The sequence below is a fragment of the Shigella sp. FC1967 genome, from assembly GCF_001743005.1.
GTDB lineage: Bacteria > Pseudomonadota > Gammaproteobacteria > Enterobacterales > Enterobacteriaceae > Proteus.
Map to the genome: position 1 here is coordinate 1 of NZ_MIIZ01000875.1, position 2,284 is coordinate 2,284.

Here is a 2,284-nt window from a genome sequence, read left to right on the forward strand (position 1 = left end):
TGAAATGCCATTATATTTAAGTTTTTACTATTTTCAGAATTAATAAAGGAATGTCATGAAAGAGGATATTTTTTTTTGAGCGTTGTGGTAATGGGCAAGGGAATACCTTGAATATTTTTATTCATGGTTACTCTGCCGCTTCAACTGAAAGTGATAGAGATAAGCTAAAAAACCATGTGGCTAAAGTAAATACAAGTGATTCTAATATCTTCGCATTTTGGCCTAGCGGTTCGATATTGAATAATTTCTCTGTCGCAGACCTTTTAGGGGTTGCCTTAAAACCAAACCCCTATCTTTTAGCCGTGAGTGCTATATCATCTCAAATTGGTGGATTTAAAGCGATCGAACAAAGTATCAATAACTTGAAATATAAATTTTACGTTTTATTAGTTCGTTTTTTAAAAATAAATAGCAATAAATATGAGGCTATAAATATATATTCTCATTCTCTTGGTGCTAGGTTAATCATTGAGTCTATTTTAGCAATGAGTGATGAATTTAAAAGTATAAATATAAATAATTTAATATTCATGGCAGGTGCAAGAAATCTAAGTAATGTTGAATGCAAAAAATTACTAACCGTGATATCTGGGAATATATACAATATCCACTCAGATGCCGATCTTGTTTTAAAAATCAAGCCCGACTTTGAAAAATGCATAGGCGCGCATCCGATTGTGATTGATGAGGAACTAAAAGGAAGAATTATGAACAGACCGTTTCACTTGCTAGGTCATCTTGATTATTGGGATAATGTTCATAAAATAATTAATCATTTGGATTTTAATAACAACTCAAGAAAAGAAGTCATGGTTGTCAATAATAATAAACCCATTGAGTTCTGCTTGAAAGATGAATCTCTCTATAACGTAATATATTACTCATCAAAACAAGGAAAGAGAGGTAATAGCTAAATTATTAAATAAAAGAAATAGTGCCTTTTCGAATAAAGAGCTTGAAACCCAGGCTTTAACAAATGAAATACAGTTGATGGGCGGAGATTCCATCGTAAACAAACTAAGAGGGAATGGTGTTAAATACAATGAAATATTGCGAGACATTTCTGATGAAATTGGAATAAAAAAATATAAAAGAAAAAAGCAGATTTCGAAATAGAAAGTATGATACTTGATGTAATGATGAATGATTTTAAAAAGGAAATATTAACAAACGGCATTAATAAGGATAAGTGTGAGGCAATTGTTAATGCTATTGATACTTATTTGATTGGTAGTGACAATGATTTTATCGATGTGAACGTTTCAATGATATTTATGATGTAACAGATAGGTTTAGAACTATCCATTTTACTGGGCCTGCAACCCAAGTGTTGATTCCAATAGTTATTTTAATAAAGATCCTCAGAGACCGCATTATTAAAAATAATGACTCTTTGATTAATTTTGTAGGATAATTTACTGAGATATTTGAAGTGTAACAACTGCTGACCAGTCAAGCTCATAAGAAAATCACCTGTAAATGAGGTCAGCTAAGCATAATACGTGCATAAGGGGGGGACTCCCCCCCAGAGCAAGCAACATAACAAGCATGAAGAACTGTGCAAGTGACCTTCAATGGTTACAGTTTGTCTATTGTTCTGTACCACAATACAACTAATACTAAAACCCAGCCGCCAGAGAAACTTCCCAACAGCAGCCTAAATATTACTGCTTGCTATTTCTAGCAAGTTTGCCACAGATGAAGGTACTGGGCTATGAATGAGGTTTTTAGCAAATGCTAATTCATTTAATGTTTTCTTTGACCCCGTCACGAAAGATATTTCATTTATCATGCTCAATATTTCCGGTAAAAACAGCCTATCTATAAATTGAATTGGAATAATATTCTTTACTGAGACCGTAATTTTATCTGTTCAATAGCCCAGTGTCCTGCAAAATCATTATTAAGACCGACAAAGCTTCCATTAATAGCATTAGCTATGCCACGAGATTCAATTTACGCGCCATGCCCCGCCTCATACATACATTCAGTTTGACTCCTACGATACAGATGAGATGTGGGGAGATCTGCAAGAAAATAATAGGCGAACATCTATTGTTGAACTATCAGCACGAGGAAGCACAATTGACAAAATAATAGAATCCAACCCATCCATTACAGTATTAGATATAATAAAAGAATTAAATTCCAGATCTAAACGGATGTCAGAAATGGCTAATTTATTGAAAAAAAACAGAGTAGTGCCGATACTCGATGAAACAGACCGAGTTATATAATCAATCAGCTATCAATTTCTGGTATCTTACTCGTGTCCTAATTTTTA

The 2,284-nt window shown here is 33.3% G+C and carries 2 protein-coding genes; one reads left to right on the plus strand and one right to left on the minus strand.

The annotated features are described in order from the left end of the window. Positions 1–107 precede the first annotated feature (107 nt). Positions 108–914 (plus strand): DUF726 domain-containing protein, encoded by an 807-nt coding sequence (locus BHE89_RS15005; protein ID WP_171742512.1) that lies wholly within the window; start codon positions 108–110, stop codon positions 912–914. A 743-nt stretch (positions 915–1,657) separates the two neighbouring features. Here BHE89_RS15005 and BHE89_RS25985 read toward each other — a convergent pair. After that, positions 1,658–1,792 carry a hypothetical protein gene (locus BHE89_RS25985; RefSeq protein ID WP_286138836.1) on the minus strand — a complete coding sequence of 45 codons (135 nt, stop codon included), beginning with the start codon at positions 1,790–1,792 and terminating at the stop codon, positions 1,658–1,660. Between the last annotated feature and the right edge of the window lie 492 nt (positions 1,793–2,284).

Bases quoted from the DNA above. Each gene is read 5' to 3' on its own strand.
- BHE89_RS25985 (WP_286138836.1), bottom strand. From the start codon at position 1,792: ATGATAAATGAAATATCTTTCGTGACGGGGTCAAAGAAAACATTAAAT.